This is a genomic window from Streptomyces sp. SCUT-3 (genome assembly GCF_014083985.1).
GTDB lineage: Bacteria > Actinomycetota > Actinomycetes > Streptomycetales > Streptomycetaceae > Streptomyces_H > Streptomyces_H thermolineatus.
The window spans coordinates 386621-403958 of record NZ_CP046907.1 but is presented as its reverse complement, the minus strand read 5'-3'; the positions used below and the strand labels follow the sequence as shown (position 1 = coordinate 403958).

Here is a 17338-nt window from a genome sequence, read left to right as displayed (position 1 = left end):
AGGGGGAGCCGGTGACTTCGAAGGTCGTCGTCGTGGGAGCGGGCGTCGTCGGCGCCGCGTGCGCCTTCCACGCCGCCTCGGCGGGCATGGACGTCACGGTCGTCGACCGCGGACCCGTCGGAGCCGGCACGACAAGTCGAGGGGAGGGCAACATCCTCCTCTCCGACAAGGAACCCGGCCCCGAACTCGACCTGGCGCGGTTGAGCCGCACGCTGTGGGACGAGGCGGGGGAGGAGCTCGGGCCCGACTCCTTCGAACTCGAGTCCAAGGGCGGCCTGGTCGTCGCGAGCAGCCCCGAGGGCCTCGCGGCGCTCCGGGAGTTCGCCGCGCGGCAGGAGGCGGCCGGCGTCCGCACCGAGCCGGTCGACCGAGTGCGGGACCTCGAACCCCACCTGGCGCCCGGGATCCCCGGCGGCGTCCACTACCCGCAGGACGCCCAGGTGCAGCCGGTCCTGGCGGCGGCCGCGCTGCTGCGCGCCGCCGTGCGGCGCGGCGCGCGCTTCCGCACGGGCGAGGTCACCGGCGAGGTCACCGGCGCGGTGACCGGCCGGGACGGCCGGATCACCGGCGTCCGGACGGCGTCCGGCGACGTCCTGCCCGCCGACGCCGTGGTCAACGCCGCCGGGACCTGGGGCGGCGAGGTCGGCCGCCGGCTCGGAGCGCCCGTCGAGGTGCTTCCGCGCCGCGGCTTCGTCCTGGTGACCGAACCGCTGCCGCCGATGGTCCGGCACAAGGTCTACTCGGCCGACTACGTCGCGAACGTCGCCTCGTCCGACGCCGGACTGGAGACCTCGTGCGTCGTGGAGGGCACGCGCGGCGGCACGATCCTCATCGGTGCCAGCCGGGAGCGCGTCGGCTTCGACCGGGCGATGAACACCGCCGTGGTCGCCAGGCTCGCCGCGCAGGCGTGCGCGCTGTTCCCCTTCCTGCGCGGAGTCCACCTGATCCGCGCCTACCGCGGCTTCCGGCCGTACTGCCCGGACCACCTGCCGGTCGTCGGCCCCGACCCGCGGGTGCCGGGGGTCGTCCACGCGTGCGGCCACGAGGGGGCGGGCATCGGCCTCGCCCCCGCGACCGGCGCGCTCGTGACGGCCCACCTGCTCGGCCGTCCGTGGCGCGGCGCCGATCCGGCCGCGCACACCGCCCTTCTGCCCGACCGCTTCCTCACCCTTGGAGGTGCACCCGAGTGAACGAGATCACCGTCGACGGCGAGCCCCTGCCGTTCGTCGAGGGACAGACCGTCGCCGCGGCCCTCGTCGCCGCGGGCCGGGTCGCCTGGCGCACCACCCGCACCGGGCGCCGCCCGCGCGGAGTCTTCTGCGGCATCGGCGTCTGCTTCGACTGCCTCGTGACGATCGACGGGGTCGGCGGGCAGCGCGCCTGCCTGGTGCCGTCGCGTCCGGGAGCGACCGTCACGACCGCTACGACCGTCACGACCGGGGAGGGCGGCGATGAGTGAGCCGGCGGACCTCGTCGTCGTGGGCGCGGGACCGGCCGGAGCGGCCGCCGCGGTCACGGCCCTGGCCGGGGGGCTGCGCGTGGCCCTGGTGGACTCCGGCACCGCCGTCGGCGGCCAGTACTGGCGGCACCCGCCGGAGCACGCCCGGGCGGCGATCCCGACCGAGGACCTGCACCACGGACTGCGCGAGTACCGCGCCCTGTGCGCGGCGCTGGAGGAGGGCAGGGCGGCGGGACGGCTCGACCTGCGGACGGCGCACCACGTGTGGTCCGCCGTCCGGGAGGACGGCGGATTCGCGGTCCACGCGGTCGACCGGCGGGAGGCGCCGCGGGAGACCGCCGTGGTCCTGCGCGCCCCCGGGCTCCTCGTGGCGACCGGGGCCCACGACCGGCAACTGCCGTTCCCCGGCTGGGACCTGCCGGGAGTGCTCACCGTCGGCGGCCTCCAGGCCCTGCTCAAGGGCGGCGGGGTCGCGGCCGGGAGCCGCGTGGCGCTGGGCGGCACCGGCCCGTTCCTGCTGCCGGTGGCCGCCGGCCTCGCGGCGCGCGGGGTGGAGGTGGTCGCGGTGTGCGAGGCGGCCGACCCGCGGGCGTGGCTGCGGCACCCGGGCGCGCTGCTGCGCAACCCGGGCAAGTGGGCCGAGGGCGCCGGGTACGCCGCCGCGCTCGTGCGCCACCGCGTCCGGGTCCGCCCGCGCACGGCGATCGTCGCCGCCGAGGGGGACGACCGGGTGACGTCGGTCCGGATCGCCTCGCTGGCCCCCGACGGCAGCCCGCGCCCGGGCACGGAGCGCCGGGTCGAGGTCGACGCCGTCGGCGTCGGCTGGGGCTTCGCACCGCAGCTCGACCTGTTCCTCCCCCTCGGCTGCGAACTCGCGGACTCGGCGGACGGCAACGCGGTCGTCGCCGTCGACGCCGGGCAGCGCACCACCGTCCCCGGCCTCTACGCCGCGGGCGAGGCGTGCGGCGTGGGCGGGGCGGCACTCGCCGCCGCCGAGGGACGCCTCGCCGGGGAGTCGGTGCTCGCCGATTCCGGCGCGGCGCCCGCGCCGGGGAGGAGGCGCACGGCCCGCACGGCCCGCACGGCCGCGGTGCGCGCCGCGGTGGACCGGCAGCGCGCCTTCGCCCGGGCGATGGGCCTGGCCCACCCGATCCCCCCGGCGTGGTCCTCGTGGCTGACCGACGACACCGTCGTGTGCCGTTGCGAGGAGGTGACCGCGGGAGCGGTCCGCGCCGCCTGCGCCGACGGCGGCGCACACGACCACCGGCAGGTCAAGCAGTTGACCCGGGCCGGTATGGGCTGGTGCCAGGGGCGGATGTGCGGGCCTGCCGTGCACTGCCTCGTGGCACGGGAGCGGGCCTACGTGCCCGCGGAACGACTCGTCGCGACGCCCGTCACCCTCGGTGCGCTCGCCGACCTGGACGAACAGCCGCCGGAACCGGCGGACCACAGTGAAGACCGACAGTGAAGACCGACAAGGAGTGCTCATGACTGAAATCCGCAAGCCCTGGCACGGCGTCATCGTCGCGACCGGCCTGCCGTTCGACGACGACTTCACGATCGACTTCGGCGCCTACGGGGAGAACGTCGCCTGGCTCGCCGAGCAGGGCCTGCACGGCGTCGCGCCCAACGGGTCGCTGGGCGAGTACCAGACGCTGACGCACGAGGAGCGCGACCGCGTCGTCGAGACGGCCGTCGCGAACGCCCCCGAGGGGTTCACGGTGATGCCGGGCGTCGGCGCATACGGCGGTCTCGAGGCCAAGCGGCACGCCCAGTTCGCCAAGGACGCGGGCTGCCAGGCCGTCATGTGCCTGCCGCCCAACGCCTACCGTGCCGACGACCGCGCGGTCCTCCAGCACTTCGAGCTGGTGGCCTCGGTCGGCCTGCCCGTCACCGCGTACAACAACCCCGTCGACACCAAGGTCGACCTGCGCCCGGAACTGCTGGCCAAGCTGCACGCCGAGGGGTTCGTCGTCGGCGTCAAGGAGTTCTCCGGCGACGTGCGGCGCTGCTACGAGATCTCCGAGCTCGCGCCCGGGCTCGACCTCATGATCGGCACCGACGACACCCTCCTGGAGGTCGGCCTCGCCGGCGCCAAGGGCTGGGTCGCCGGTTACCCGCAGGTGTTCCCCGAGGCCTGCCTCGCGCTGTACAACGCGTCGGTCGCCGGTGACCTGGAGACGGCGCTGCCGCTCTACCGCCAACTGCACCCGGTCCTGCGGTGGGACAGCAAGACGGAGTTCGTCCAGGCCATCAAGCTCGGCCAGGAGATGATCGGCCGCCGCGGCGGCGCCTGCCGCCCGCCGCGTCAGCCGCTCGACCCGGAGACGGAGGCCGTCGTGCGCGCCGCCACCCAGGCCCTCGTCGACGCCGGGGTGAAGTGACGATGCGCTCGACCGTCTGTTACCACGCCGTCGACTCGCACACCGAGGGGATGCCGACCCGCGTGATCACGGGGGGCGTGGGCGTCCTCCCCGGGGCGACGATGTTCGAGAGGCGGCAGCGGTTCCTCGCGGAACGCGACCACCTGCGCACCCTGCTGATGTGCGAGCCGCGCGGGCACGCGTCGATGTCGGGGGCCGTCCTGCAGCCCCCGACCCGGCCGGACGCCGACTTCGGCGTGCTCTTCATCGAGGTCTCCGGCTGCCTGCCGATGTGCGGGCACGGGACCATCGGCGTCGCCACGGTCCTCGTCGAGACCGGAATGGTCGAGGCCGTCGAGCCGGAGACCCTGGTGCGGCTCGACACGCCGGCGGGACTGGTCACGGCCCGGGTGCGGGTCCGCGACGGCCGCGCCGAGTCGGTGACCCTGGAGAACGTCGCGTCGTACTGCCACGCGCTCGACCAGGTCGTCGACGTCCCCGGGTACGGGGAGGTGCGGTACGACATCGCCTACGGCGGCAACTTCTACGCCTTCGTCCGGACCGAGGACCTCGGCATCCCCTTCGACCGGGCGGAGAAGCAGCGGCTGCTCGACGCCGGACTGGCCGTCATGGACGCGATCAACACGCAGAACCCGGTTGTGCACCCGGAGAACCCGGAGATCGACGTGTGCCACCACGTCTACCTGGAGGCCCCCGGGTCGACCGCGGAGCACTCCCGGCACGCCATGGCGATCCACCCCGGGTGGTTCGACCGGTCGCCCTGCGGCACGGGCACCAGCGCCCGGATGGCGCAGCTGCACGCACGCGGGCAGCTGCCGGTCGGCCGGGACTTCGTCAACGAGTCGTTCATCGGCTCCCGGTTCGTCGGACGGATCCTGGGGGAGACGACGGTCGGCGGCCGGCCGGCCGTCCTGCCGTCCGTCACCGGCCGCGCCTGGATCACCGGTACCGCGCAGTACCTGCTCGATCCGTCGGACCCCTACCCGGCGGGTTTCAGCTTCTGAGCGACCCCGTGCGCCGCCCGCGCGGCACACGGGAACGGCCGGGGCCCGCGCGTTCGGCACGGGCGCCGGAAAGCCCTCCGCACGACGGGGCCGACCGCCACCGCCCATGAAATGTCACACGATACAACGTGTGGCGGTGCGCGGGCGGGTCGTGCGCCCGCCGCGGCCCCGGGCCGGATCCCGGGGCCGCGGCACGGGAGTGCGCCTTCGCCGCGGGCGTCGGCGCCCCCCCGCCCGGCCGAACGCGCGGGTCGCGTCGAAGGCCGCCGGCTGCGGCTTCGTCCTCGGGCCCGGCCGCGTGATGCCGGCCGGATCCGCGGTCGGCCCGCGGGTCGTCGAGGCATACCTGGGAGTGTGAGGCGAATGAGCACAACGACCGAGCCGATCGAAACGATCGACTGGCACACCGGCGGCGAACCGTTCCGGATCGTGCGGGACAGCCCCGCCGAGGTGACCGGCGGCGGGCTCACCGTCGCCGAGCGGCGGATCGTCGCGGCGCAGAGCGCGCACGTGCAGTGGGTGCGGGCGCTGCTGTGCAGCGAGCCCCGCGGGCACGCGGACATGTACGGCGGCTTCCTGGTGCCGCCGGACGACGCCGGCGCCCACCTGGGGGTCCTGTTCTGGCACAAGGACGGGTTCTCGACGGCGTGCGGCCACGGCACGATCGCCCTCGGCGCCTGGGCGGTGGCCTCGGGCCTGGTCCCGGCCCCCGCCGACGGGGTGACCGACGTGGTGGTCGACGTCCCCTCGGGCCGCGTCACGGCGGGCGTCCGCACCGTCTCGGGCCTGGTCGAGGACGTGACGTTCACCAACGTCGCCAGCCACGTCCACGCCCGGGGCGTCGAGGTGGCGACCTCGCGCGGGACGGTCACCGTCGACATCGCCTTCGGCGGCGCGATGTACGCCGTGCTGCCGGCCGGGGAGGTGGGCCTGCGGGTCCGGCCGGAGGACGTCACGGACCTCGTCGCGGTGGGACGCGAGATCCGCAACGCACTCGACGCCGCCGGCGCCGCCGAACACCCGGGCGACACCCGGCTCTCCGGCGTCTACGGGACGATCCTCACCGAGGAGGTCCGCCCTCCGGAGCTCCGGGCCGACGGCAGCCGGCAGCTGCACCAGCGCAACGTCACGGTGTTCGCCGACGGCGAGGTCGACCGGTCCCCGTGCGGTTCGGGCACGTCGGCCAGGGTCGCCCTGCTCGCCGACGCCGGGGAGCTGCGCCCCGGCGACGAACTGCTGCACGAGTCCGTGGTGGGCTCCGTCTTCCGCGCCCGGATCGCGCGACGGACCACGGCGCACGGGGTCCCGGCGGTGGTCCCGGCGGTGACGGGCACGGCCCACGCGGTGGGGACCTGCCGCTTCACCGTCGACGCCCGCGACACCCTCGTCCCCGGGTTCGTGCTGCGATGACCGTGATGCTCGACGCAGAGGACGTCCTCGCCCTCGGGCCCGTCGCCGCCGTCGCCGCTATCCGCGACGCACTGGCCGGCGGGCTCGACCCGGACGGCGACGTGCCGCGCGCCGTCCTCCCCCTGGCCAACGGCCAGGGGCTGCTCATGCCGGCGGAGGCGGGCGGCTGGTTCGGGGTGAAGGTCGCAACGGTCGCCCCCGGCAACGCCGCGCGCGGCCTGCGGCGGATCAACGCGACCTACCTCCTGCACGACAGTGCGACGCTGACCCCCGTCGCGATCCTCGACGGGGTCGCGCTGACGACCCTGCGCACGCCCGCGGTCGCGGTCGCGGCCTGCCTGGACCGGCTGCGGGCCCTCGCGGACTCCTCCCCCCGGGGGCTGCGGCTCGTGGTCTTCGGCACCGGCCCGCAGGGCGAGGGGCACGTGCACACGGTCCGGGCGCACGTACCGGTCGCCGACGTCACGGCCGTCACCCGCCGCGGCGGCGCGGCCCCGGCGTGGGCGGACCGCCACCTGGCGGCCGACGACGCGGCGGTCGCCGGCCGCGTCCGCGGCGCGGACGTCGTCGTCACGGCGACCTCGGCCCGCGAACCGGTCCTTGACGGGCGCCTGGTGCGCGACCGGGCGGTCGTGCTGGCCGTCGGGTCCCACGAGCCGTCGGTGCGCGAGCTCGACGGTGCGCTTGTGGGACGCGCGACGGTCGTCGTCGAGAGCCGCGACGTCGCGCTCCGCGAGGCCGGGGACGTCGTCCTCGCGGTGCGGGAGGGCCTGCTCGACCCGGGGTCGCTGGTGACCATGGCCGAGCTGCTCGGCCGCGGGGCGGCCGTCCGCGCCGACCGTCCGATGGTCGTGAAGACCAGCGGGATGGCGTGGGAGGACCTGGTGGTGGCCGTCGCGGCGTACCGGCGGGGCGGCGGCGGGAGGACGTGAGTCCCGGTGGACGTCCGTCCCGACCCCTTCCGGCGGCGCCGGGAAGGGGTCGGGACCGGAGGGGAGAAGCCGTGCGGCCCGGGGCCTGCTCGAAGGAGCAGGCCCCGGGCCGCACGGCTTCGGCGGCCTCCCGGCCGCGGTGGTGCGCCGGGCCGGGCCGCCGGGGCCCGGGGCGGGGGGAGCCGCCCCGGGCCGTGGGGGAGCTGTCGCTCCCGCGGCGCGCCGTCAGTAGCTGGTGCTGACGGTGACTCCGCCGAAACTGCTCACGGCGTACAGGCTGATGTAGTTGGCCCCCGCCGGCGGGTTGTTGACGGTCAGGGTGTGGCTGTTGCCGGCACCCGTGGCGCGCTGGGTGTGGCTGCTGGTGCTGGGCCAGCCGCTGTGGCTGTAGTACAGGTCGGCGTCACCCGTGCCGCCGGAGGTGGTGATCTTCAGCTGGGTGGTGCCGGCCGGGACGTAGAGGTAGAGGTAGGCGTAGTTCCCGGTGGTGGCGGACTGGTTGCTCCGCCGGCAGTTCTGGCCCAGCTCCCTGGTGTCGGTGCCGGTGCACTCGGTGAGGGTGCCGCCGTCGCTGCTGACGGTGACCGTCCTCGTGGCGGTGGCGGTGGCCCCCTTGTCGTCGGTGACGGTCAGCTTCACCGTGTAGGTGCCGGCGGCGCCGTAGGTCTTGCCGGGGTTGGCGGCGGTCGAGGTGGTGCTGTCGCCGAAGTTCCAGGACCTGGAGGCGATGGTGCCGTCGGGATCGGTGGACTCGTCGGTGAAGGTGACCTTCAGGCCCTGCGCGGAGCTGGTGAACGCGGCGGTGGGGGCCTGGTTGCCGGGCGGGTTGGTGTTCCCTCCGCAGGTGCCCGCCGCGCAGCCGGCCAGCCAGGTGTACCAGTCGCTGTCGTAGCGGGTGCCGATGGTGCTGGTCAGGTGGGCGCGGGCGGCGTTCCAGTTGCCGGAACGGTAGTGGCCGAGCACCGTGTCCACGTCGGCGCGGTGGTTCTCCAGCATGTACCGGGTGGCGAGGTAGCCCCAGCGGTAGATGCGCGTGGTGTCGTTGTTGTACGTGGTGTCGAACAGCGTGCTCAGGGCGTAGGTCTTGCGGCCGGCCTCGGTCATCGCCGCGGTGTAGGGGACGCCCCGGTAGGAGTAGGAGACGTACTCCGCGAAGCCCTCGATCCACCAGATGGTCGGGGTGGTGATGTTGGCGCCGAAGTCGCCGTACATGTCGAAGCGGCCGTCGAGGTAGTGGGTGTACTCGTGGTTCAGGTTCCAGATCTGGAAGTCCGGACGGAGCCACTCTGCCTCGTAGGCGATGAAGCGGGGCTGGTTGCCGGCGGCGGCCGGGTCGCCCTCGAGGTACATGCCGCCGTTGTTGGTGTCGATGCCGTACATGGCGCCGGCGTAGGTCTGGTAGTCGGTGCTGGAGTCGAAGACCACGACCTCGATGGTGTCGTTGCGGTCTCCCGCGACGGGACCGCTGTCCCGGGCGACGTTGTGGAAGTAGGCGTCCTGGTTGCGCAGGCTGTTGCAGGAGGAGGACAGCTCGCCCGAGGTCATCTGCTGGGCCTTGATGGTGATGCTGGAGCTGCAGGCGTAGGTCACCGGCAGTACGGCCGCCGCCAGCTGCGCCTGCAGGTCGCAGGTGCCGTAGGAGGAGCAGTTCGCCTTGTCGTAGTAGTCGGTCATCTCGGCCACGCCGACCCACAGCGGTGCGGTGCGTCCCGTGATCGAGCTCGACTTCAGCAGCCCCGTCGCCAGCGGGCGGACCTTGCTCCGCAGGGCGGAGTGCTGGAGGAACCTGCCGAGTTCACGTCCGGCGTTCGACGTGAGGTACGACTGGTCGGTGCCCAGGAGCGCGAGGTGGCCGGAGGCGAAGTTGTACAGCGCGTCGATCAGGCTCGGGTCGGACTGCACGGCCGTCACGAACGCCGGCACCTGGTGGCCGCGGAACGTCACGACGTAGACGTTGTTGGCCGCGTTGAGCATCCACCAGGAGCTGTTCCACGAGGAGTCGTAGTCCGCCAGCAGCCGCTTGAGGACGTAGATGTAGCGGGCGTTCTCCTCGGAGCTGTCGATGAGGGTGACGGCCTCGGCGAGCGTCTCGCCGTTGGCGTCGCTGACGTCCCGCGAGCGGGGGCTGGCGAAGAAGGCGTCCAGGCCCGAGCGGATCGCGGTCCGCAGGGAGCTGCCGTAGGGGCCCACGGCGTCCGGGTTGTAGTAGTGGACGTAGTAGCCGGCCCGCAGGTAGAGCACGAGCTGGGGCATGCCCGTGGTGGAGTCGCCGGGGTAGGAGGCCGAGCCGTCGCGCAGCGCGTACGCGACGGAGGTCATCTGGGACTCCCGGAAGGCGTTGTACGCGTCGCTTCCGGTCAGCTTGAACAGCGTGTTGACGCAGTCGGTCGTGGACGCCTTGATCTGCTGGACCAGTGCGCTGCCGGTGCGGCCGGTGAAGTCGGAGACGTTGCACGCGGCGGCCGTTGCGGCGGCCGTCTTCCCGGCCTTCCCCCTGCCCGCCTTCTTGGCCGACTCGGAGGGCCGGAGCGGCGTTTTCTCCGGCTGGCCGTACGCCTTCTTGAGGGCGTCCTTGCTCGCTGCCAGCGGCGGGAGCTCGGACGCCTTCAGCCGTCCCTTGCCGACGTGCTCGACGTCGGCGGTGACGGACTGCGCCGCGGGCGGGGGACCGGACTGCTTCCCGCCTCCCGCCGCGGCCTGTGCGGCCGACACGGCGGACACGGAGGTCCGCGTCTGCGCGCCGGCCGGCTGCGCGAGCAGGCCTGAGCCCATGGCGAGGGTCAGGGCCAGCGGCAGCGCCGCTCCCAGACTTCGCCGGACGAGGGATTTTTTCACTGCGCCTCCCAGGAGGGTCCGGACCACGCGGTGCGCGGTCCGCGGGACGAGGGAGTCGTGGATCGGAAGGGCCGTGCCGTGGAGTCGACGGGGGCACGGCCGGTGCCAGCATTGACATGGCCACGACTTGTGACATGTACCATTGCACATGTGGCATGTCCTGGGGAAGTCGTCGGGCGGAACTGAAAGTTGCCGATCGGTGTCCCGGGGCCGTGATGCCGCCCGCACGGCGGGAATGCGGTCCGGTGAACGCGGAAGGGGCGGGGCCCGGAACCTCCGGACCCCGCCCCCGGCCGTCTCCCCCGGGCCCGGGGGAGACGGCCGTTCGGTCAGCCGTTCTCGGGGAAGTGGCAGGCCGCCTCCCGGGCCCCGGACCCGACGACCGCCAGGGCGGGCCGCCGGGTGCGGCAGATCTCCTGCGCCTTGGGGCACCGCGGATGGAAGCTGCAGCCACTGGGCGGCGCGGCCGGGCTCGGCGGATCGCCCAGGAGCACGATGCGTTCGCGACGCCGCTCCGCGACGGGGTCGGGGAGCGGGACGGCTGAGAGCAGCGCCCGGGTGTACGGGTGGGCCGGCGCCTCGTACACGTCCCGCTTGTCGCCGATCTCGACGATGCGGCCGAGGTACATCACCGCCACCCGGTCGCACACCCGCTTGACGACCGACAGGTCGTGGGCGACGAAGAGCAGGGTGAGGCCGAGCTCGCGCTGCAGGCGCTCCAGCAGGTTGACGATCTGGGCCTGCACGGAGACGTCGAGCGCGGAGACGGGCTCGTCGGCGACGACGAGCCGGGGACCGGTGGCCAGCGCGCGGGCGATTCCGATGCGCTGGGCCTGTCCGCCGGAGAACTGGTGCGGGTGGCGGTCCAGGTGCTCCGGGTCCAGGCCCACCAGGTCCAGCAGTTCCGCGGCCCTCCGGCGCGCGGCCGCCACGGAGCTGCCCTGGATCAGCAGCGGCTCGGAGACGATGCGGGCGACGGTCTGCCGGGGGTTGAGGGACGCGTACGGGTCCTGGAAGATCATCTGCAGGTGCCGCCGCGTCGGTCTGAGCCGGCGTTGCGCGACGTGGGTGATGTCCCGGCCGTCGAAGGCGACGGTGCCGGCGGTCGGCTCCAGCAGCCGCACGAGCATCCGGCCGGTGGTGGACTTGCCGCATCCGGACTCGCCGACCAGCCCCAGCGTCTCGCCCGCCGCCAGGTCGAAACTCACCCCGTCCACCGCCCGCACCGGGGCGGAGGGGCGGCCGAGGCGCCGCCGGCCGGGAAACGTCTTGGTCAGGTCGCGCACGGACAGCAGCGCGGTGCCGGTCCGCTCCGCGGGGGCCGGGGCGTTCGGGTGGCTCATCGGGGCTCCTCGGCCGTGATTCGGGTGCCGTTGCGGGGCGCGGGGCTCGCGGGAGCGCCCAGGGGCAGGTGGCAGGCGACCAACCGGCCCGGAGCGTGGTGCGCGAGCCCGGGACGCTCGTCGGCGCAGCGCAGGCGGACGGCCTCGTCGGCCCCGGCCGCCCGGGCGCAGCGCGGGGCGAAGGCGCACCCCGGCAGCGGCGCGGCGAGCGAGGGCGGGCTGCCCGGAATGGCGCGCAGCGGGGCGTCGTCGGGTCGTCCAGCCGCGGCAGGGAGTCGAGCAGGCCGCGGGTGTAGGGGTGGGCGGGCTGCCGGAACAGGTCGTCGACCGGGGCCTGTTCGGCGGCGCGCCCGCCGTACATGACGAGCACGTCGTGGGCGACGCGGGCCACCACGCCCAGGTCGTGGGTGATCATCAGGACGCCCAGCCGCCGCTGTTCCTGGATCCGGGCGACGAGTTCGAGGATCTGGGCCTGGACGGTGACGTCGAGGGCCGTGGTGGGCTCGTCGGCGATGAGCAGCTCGGGTTCGCAGGACAGCGCCATGGCGATCACGGCTCTCTGCCGCATGCCGCCGGAGAACTGGTGGGGGTACTCCCTCGCCCTGCGGGCCGGTTCCGGGATGCCGACCTCGCCGAGCATGTCCACGGCCTGCCGGTGGGCCGCCCGGCGGCCGGTGCCGAAGTGGCGGCGGTGCGCCTCGGCGATCTGCTCGCCGACCGTGTAGGCGGGGTGCAGCGCGGACAGCGGGTCCTGGAAGACCATGGCCATGCGCCGGCCGCGCAGCCGGCTCAGCCGCCGGTCGGTCAGGGCGAGGAGCTCCTGCCCGTTCAGGGTGATCGATCCGTCGACCCGGGCCTGCCGGTGCAGGCCCATGACGGCCATGGACGTCACGGACTTGCCGGACCCGGACTCGCCGACCAGCCCGAGGGTGCGGCCGGCCTCGACGGTGAAGGAGACCCCGTCGACCGCCCGGACGGTTCCGGCCGGGGTGTCGAACCGCACGCACAGGTCGCGCACGCGCAGCAGGGGTGCTTCGGTTGCGGTGGTGGACGGCACGGCTAGCTCCTCGCCCTCGGGTCGACGACGGCGTACAACAGGTCGATGACGACGTTCGCCACCACGATGAAGAAGGCGGCCAGGAGGGTGACGCCCAGCACGACCGGCTGGTCGGAGCGCTGCAGGGCGTCGTAGAAGAGCCGGCCCACCCCGGGGATGCCGAAGACGGACTCGGTGATGACGGCCCCGGCGAGCAGGGCGCCGAGGTCCATGCCGAAGATGGTGAGCACCGGCATCATCGCGGACCGCAGACCGTGCTTGGCCACCACGACGCGCCCGGGCATGCCCTTCGCCCTGGCGGTGCGGATGAAGGGCTGGTCCATGGCCTCGATCATGGAGCTGCGGCTCTGGCGGGCGTACATCGCGGCGTAGAGCAGGGCCAGCGCGGTCCAGGGCAGCAGCAGGTTGGCCGCCCAGCCCATCGGGTCGGCGGTGAGCGGGGTGTAGGTGGGGTAGGGCAGGAGCCCGCCGACGCGGACCAGGGCGTAGATGAGCACGACGGCCGTGAAGTACACGGGGAGCGAGGCCGTGGCGACGGCGCCGACCATGAGCGTCCGGTCGAGCAGCCCGCCCTTCTTCAGGGCCGCGGTCACCCCGGCGCCCAGGCCCAGTACGAGCCACATGCAGGCGGCGCCGAGGGCGAGCGAGGCGGAGACGGGCAGGCGGTCCATCAGCAGGTCCCACACCGGCAGGGCGTTCTCGTAGGAGTAGCCCAGGCACGGGAAGCCGCAGTGCAGCGCGTGCGGCCCGGTACCCAGGTCCCGCCCGGCGAAGATGCCGACGAGGTAGTCGGCGAACCGGCGCCACACCGGCTGGTCCAGGCCCATGTAGTGACGCACCTCGGCCAGCCGCTCCGGGCTGCACGTCTTGCCGCAGGCGGCCGCGGCCGGGTCCGCGGGCAGGAGGTAGAAGATCACGAAGGTGACGGCGCAGATGGCGAACAGCACGCCGGCCACGCCGAGGCACCTGCGGACCAGGTAGGCGATCACGAGCGGCCTCCCCGGGGGTCGAGGATGTCGCGCAGGGCGTCGCCCAGCACCGTGAAGGCCAGCACCGCGACGAAGAGGAAGGTGCTCGGGACGAGGAAGTACATGGGGTCCGTCTCGTAGTAGGTGACGGCCTCGGCGATCATCTGGCCCCAGGAGGAGGTCGGCGGGCGCACGCCCACCCCGAGGAAGCTCAGTGCGGCCTCCGTGCTGATCATTCCGGGGATCAGCAGCGTGGTGTAGGCGATGACGGGCCCGGAGATGTTGGGGAGGATCTCCCGGGTCAGGATGCGCCACGACCCCGAGCCGGCCACGCGGGCCGCCTCGACGTACTCGCGGTGCCGCAGGGAGAGGGTCTCGCCCCGCACCACGCGGGCGATGCCGGGCCAGCCGAAGACGCCGATCACGGCGGTCATCAGCACGACCCGGTTGACGTCCTGGGCCACGGACATCACGGCGATCATGAAGATCAGCGAGGGGAAGGACATGGTCAGGTCCATGAGCCGGCTCAGCACGGTGTCGACGCGGCCCCCGAAGTAGCCGGCCGCGATGCCCGCGGCGGTTCCCGCCACGACGACGATCGCGGTCGCGGCGAACGCGATCAGCAGCGAGACCCGGGCCCCGTGGACGACCCGCGCGAACAGGTCGCGGCCGGTGGCGGGCTCCACCCCCAGCCAGTGCTCGGCGCTGACGCCGCCGAGCGGTCCGCGGGGCATGCCGCCGAGGTAGGGGTCGATGGCGCTGCTGTCGAAGGCGGTGGGCGACCAGCCGCCCAGCCGGCTGAGCAGCGGCGCGGTCAGGGCGACCAGGACCAGCAGTGCGACGGCGATCAGGGCGGCCCTGCTGCCCCGGTCGCCCCACAGCTTGCGCAACGCGGCCCGCAACGGGTGCTCGGGCAGGGCCGACGGCCCGGTCCGCGCGGTGGTGTTCGGTGTGATCGTCACGGTCCTCGTCCTCAGCCCTTGCTCCTGGACGGGTCCTTCAGACCGATCACCGCGAAGTCGAACTGACCGGTCCAGGCGGGGTGGCCGAACGCCCCGGCGACGTTGTCGCCGACCAGCAGGGGCTTGCGCTTCCACAGCAGCGGGACGGCCGGCGACTTGCGCAGGACGACGGAGTCGAGGTCGATCCAGGCCTTGTCGGCGCTCTCGGCGTCGGACATCGCGGCGATCTCGTCCATGCGCTTCTGCACCGCCTCGTCGCGGAACTGGGAGACGTTGCCCTGGTTGCCCTTCTCCTTGATGGTCCGGCCGTCGAACACGAAGGGCAGGAAGGTCGAACCCGAGGGGTAGTCGGGGCACCAGCCGCTGATGGCCATGTCCGGCGCGTTCTTCGTGTCGCCGATGGTGTCGTAGTAGACCGACGGGTCGACGCTCTGGATCCGCAGGCGGACGCCGACCCGGGACAGGCTCTGCTGGAGCGCCTCGGCCCGGGTCTTGTCGCCCGTCGACACCGTGATCGTGGTGGAGAAGCCGTCGGGCTTTCCGCCCTCGGCGAGGAGCTTCCCGGCTTTCTTCACGTCACCGGTGGGCGACGTCCCGTAGGGGGAGTCGACGGCACGCCCGCCGGTGAGGGCCGGCGGGAGGTAGCCGGTGGCGACGTCGTTGAGGGCGGGACCGCCGGCGGCGGTCACCTGGGCCGACTTGTCGACGGCGTACTGCATGGCCTGGCGCAGCTTCAGGTTGTCGAACGGCGGACGGGAGGTGTTCAGGGCGAGCATGTCGGTGCAGCCGGTCTGCTCGGCGGACAGCCTCTTCCTGACCTCCGGCCGCGGCAGCACCTTGGCGATGCTGGCCGGCTGCATGTCGGACCACTCGACGGCGGAGGCGTCGGCGCCCGCACTGGCGATGACGCGGTCGTCGATCTGGCCGCCCTTCAGGCCCTGCTGCACGACGATCCGGTCGGGGTAGGCCTTGCGCACCGTGTCCGTGGCCGGGTCCCAGTGCGGGTTGCGCACCAGCACCAGCTTCTTGCCCCGGGCGTAGCTCTCGATCCGGTACGGCCCCGAGGAGAACGGGCGCAGGTCGTACTGGACGCCCTTCTCCCGGGACTTGGGCACGGGGGAGAAGGTGGGCAGCGTGACCGTGTAGGAGAACTCGGCGACCGGCCTGCGCAGGGAGAAGACGATGGTGCGGTCGTCGGGGGTCCGGATCGACTTCAGGTGCTCGCCCTCCAACGGCCCGGTGTAGCCCTCGGCGCCGTCCAGGTACCGCTGGGCGTAGTCGGGGCCTCCGACCAGGTCCGGGGCGAAGGAGCGCTCGACGTTGTACTTGATGTCCCGGGCCCTGATCGGGGTCCCGTCCTCGTACTTCAGACCGGGCTTGAGCGTGAACGTCCACGTCCGGCCGCCGTCGGAGGGCCTGCCGAGGTCGGTGGCGAGGTCGGGGGCGAGCTCGCTGCCGCGCTTGCCCGGGGCGGCCTTGAACGTGGTCAGCGTGCGGTAGAGCAGGCGGGTGCCGAAGTCCATGGTCGGCATCACCCAGTTGCGTGCCGGGTCCAGGTGGCCGAAGTCCTGGTTGGACAGCACGGTGAGCGTGCCGCCCTTCTTCGGGGTGCCGCCGATGATCGTCCCGGTGGCGACACCGGGCCTCGCGCGCTCCTCGGAACCGCCTTCGGCCGCCTGGCCCGCACAGGCGCTCAGCAGGGCGAGTGCGAGCGAGGCACTCAACGAGGCGGACAGGGCACGGCTCTGACGGGCCATGGTCACTCCTTGCTAGGCGGGGCGGATGATCCGTCCCGTGAGGTGTGACCGGTAACATAGTAATGTGAAATTTTATAGCCAAGGGTTGCGGCATCTCGTTACCGAGCTGTGTCCGACCCGAGTTCGGCGCGACCCCCGATCGCGGAGGACGCGCCGGTGAGCAGGGGGAACGCGCGCCGGTGAACGGGGAGAACGCGACAGGGGTCGAGCCCGCCGAACCGCCCGGGGAGGCGTCGCCGCAACGCCTTCAGCGGCCCGGCGCGCGGCGGCCCGGCGCGCGGCGGCTTGGTGCACGACGGCTTGGTGCGCGGCGGCCGGGGGAGCGACGGCACGGTGTGCGGCGGCCGTACGCGCGCCGGTGCGGCCGCCCGGACCGCCGCGCGCGGCGCCGTCCTCCCGGAGCGGGCGGGTGACCTGTCGGACGCCGGGGAGACCTACCGGACGCCGGACCGGAGTGCCGGTCCGCGGTCCTCGGCGTCCGTCCGGCCGTCCGCCCACAGGGTGCGGACGTGCGTGAGGTGGCGGTGCATGCAGTCCTCCGCCTCCTGGACCCGGCCGGCCACCATCAGGTCGAGGAGCTCGACGTGCTCCTGGGCGGAGGCGACCAGGCGCCCCGTCTCGTTCAGGCTGCCCAGTCCGAACAGGCGCGACCGCTTGCGCAGGTCGGCCACCACCTCCACGAGGTGGTGGTTGCCGGCCAGGGCGAGCAGTTCCAGGTGGAACCGGTGATCGGCTTCGAGGTACTCGAGGACGTCGTGCCCCGGGCCGCCGTGACAATCCGCTGCGCCAGCGGACGCAGCCTCTCCAGCTGCTCGACGCCGGCCGACGCGGCGACGCGGCCCACGGTGGGGACCTCGATCAGGGTGCGGATCCCGGTGAACTCGTCGAGGTCCTGGTCGGTCATCTCCGTGACGCGGAACCCCTTGTTGCGCACCGCTTCGACCAGGCCCTCCCTGGCCAGGTCCAGCATGGCCTCGCGCACCGGGGTGGCGGAGACGCCGAGTTCCGCCGCCAGGGTGGGCGCGGAGTAGATGACACCCGGGCGGAGCTCGCCCGCTATGAGAGCCGCCCGGAGCGCGTTGGCGACCTGGTCGCGCAGATTGGCCTGGACGGAGATCGCCCGCGGTTCGAGATGAGGCATCGTCGCTCCTCCGTGTGGCCAGCCCAAAGTCCTCCCACTATACAATGTCACGTTGCTTAAAGGTCCGGCGGCGCCCCAGTGCCTCC

12 protein-coding genes and 2 pseudogenes are annotated in these 17338 nt (G+C 73.6%); 7 read left to right on the top strand and 7 right to left on the bottom strand.

Going from position 1 to position 17338, the window contains the following annotated elements:
* The first annotated feature begins 11 nt into the window (after positions 1 to 11).
* The 7 genes from GQS52_RS01865 (at position 12) to GQS52_RS01835 (ending at position 7189) form a co-directional block, all read left to right on the top strand.
* Entirely contained in the window at positions 12 to 1190 is a 1179-nt protein-coding gene (locus GQS52_RS01865) for an FAD-dependent oxidoreductase (protein ID WP_182311359.1), read from the top strand.
* A complete protein-coding gene (locus tag GQS52_RS01860; RefSeq protein WP_182311358.1) occupies positions 1187 to 1459 on the top strand; it encodes a (2Fe-2S)-binding protein in 273 nt (90 codons plus the stop codon). Before GQS52_RS01865 ends, GQS52_RS01860 begins: the two co-directional genes overlap by 4 nt.
* Positions 1452 to 2927, top strand: a complete 1476-nt coding sequence (locus GQS52_RS01855) for an NAD(P)/FAD-dependent oxidoreductase (protein ID WP_182311357.1) — start codon at positions 1452 to 1454, stop codon at positions 2925 to 2927. The genes GQS52_RS01860 and GQS52_RS01855 overlap by 8 nt, the downstream gene beginning before the upstream one ends.
* A 19-nt stretch (positions 2928 to 2946) precedes the next feature.
* On the top strand, positions 2947 to 3843 hold the full coding sequence (locus GQS52_RS01850; RefSeq protein WP_182311356.1) for a dihydrodipicolinate synthase family protein: 897 nt from the start codon (positions 2947 to 2949) through the stop codon (positions 3841 to 3843).
* A gap of 2 nt (positions 3844 to 3845) precedes the next feature.
* A complete protein-coding gene (locus tag GQS52_RS01845; protein ID WP_182311355.1) occupies positions 3846 to 4847 on the top strand; it encodes a proline racemase family protein in 1002 nt (333 codons plus the stop codon).
* A 363-nt stretch (positions 4848 to 5210) separates the two neighbouring features.
* Positions 5211 to 6257, top strand: a complete 1047-nt coding sequence (locus tag GQS52_RS01840) for a proline racemase family protein (protein ID WP_182311354.1) — start codon at positions 5211 to 5213, stop codon at positions 6255 to 6257.
* Positions 6254 to 7189, top strand: coding sequence for an ornithine cyclodeaminase family protein (locus GQS52_RS01835; protein WP_182311353.1), 936 nt, complete (start codon positions 6254 to 6256; stop codon positions 7187 to 7189). The genes GQS52_RS01840 and GQS52_RS01835 overlap by 4 nt, the downstream gene beginning before the upstream one ends.
* A 225-nt stretch (positions 7190 to 7414) precedes the next feature.
* Here GQS52_RS01835 and GQS52_RS01830 read toward each other — a convergent pair whose 3' ends face one another.
* From GQS52_RS01830 to GQS52_RS01800, 7 genes and pseudogenes are all read right to left on the bottom strand, one after another.
* Positions 7415 to 10024, bottom strand: coding sequence for a collagenase (locus tag GQS52_RS01830; protein WP_182311352.1), 2610 nt, complete (start codon positions 10022 to 10024; stop codon positions 7415 to 7417).
* Positions 10025 to 10353: 329 nt separating this feature from the next.
* Positions 10354 to 11367 carry an ABC transporter ATP-binding protein gene (locus GQS52_RS01825; protein ID WP_182311351.1) on the bottom strand — a complete coding sequence of 338 codons (1014 nt, stop codon included), beginning with the start codon at positions 11365 to 11367 and terminating at the stop codon, positions 10354 to 10356.
* Positions 11364 to 12424 (bottom strand): annotated as a pseudogene (locus GQS52_RS01820) (ABC transporter ATP-binding protein). The gene GQS52_RS01825 and the pseudogene GQS52_RS01820 overlap by 4 nt, the downstream one beginning before the upstream one ends.
* A 2-nt stretch (positions 12425 to 12426) precedes the next feature.
* A complete protein-coding gene (locus tag GQS52_RS01815; protein WP_182311350.1) occupies positions 12427 to 13413 on the bottom strand; it encodes an ABC transporter permease in 987 nt (328 codons plus the stop codon).
* Positions 13410 to 14309: an ABC transporter permease gene (locus GQS52_RS01810; protein WP_259371016.1), complete on the bottom strand. Its 900-nt coding sequence runs from the start codon at positions 14307 to 14309 to the stop codon at positions 13410 to 13412. The genes GQS52_RS01815 and GQS52_RS01810 overlap by 4 nt, the downstream gene beginning before the upstream one ends.
* Before the next feature lie 56 nt (positions 14310 to 14365).
* Entirely contained in the window at positions 14366 to 16111 is a 1746-nt protein-coding gene (locus tag GQS52_RS01805; protein WP_182311349.1) for an ABC transporter substrate-binding protein, read from the bottom strand.
* Positions 16112 to 16545: 434 nt separating this feature from the next.
* Positions 16546 to 17252: pseudogene (locus tag GQS52_RS01800) on the bottom strand (GntR family transcriptional regulator).
* Positions 17253 to 17338 lie beyond the last annotated feature (86 nt).